Source organism: Jeotgalibacillus sp. ET6 (genome assembly GCF_029667115.1).
Classification (GTDB): domain Bacteria; phylum Bacillota; class Bacilli; order Bacillales; family Jeotgalibacillaceae; genus Jeotgalibacillus.
In genome coordinates, this window is record NZ_JARUIU010000303.1 from 1 (window position 1) to 236 (window position 236).

1 protein-coding gene is annotated in these 236 nt (G+C 33.5%); it reads left to right on the top strand.

Going from position 1 to position 236, the window contains the following annotated elements; genetic code table 11:
• Positions 1-236: hypothetical protein (locus P6709_RS20340; protein WP_278242685.1), on the top strand; the 236-nt coding region annotated here is incomplete at both ends.

A 236-nucleotide genomic window follows, 5' to 3' on the forward strand; every position in this document is an offset into this window, starting at 1 on the left:
GGTCTATATGTGGATTATAGCTGGTATAGGATTTTTCATACTTATCCTTCTTTTCTATATATACTTTTCTAAAATTACCATTTCTATTAAATTAAATCTTCAAAAGAACCTTCATCACGCAGATATTCAGCTGAAAATGTTTAACTGTCTTTATAGGAAAAAGTTCTCGATTCCGTTATTTGAACGGGAAGGAACCTCAATTGTGTATGCTGAACAGACGAACACCGAGACAGAGG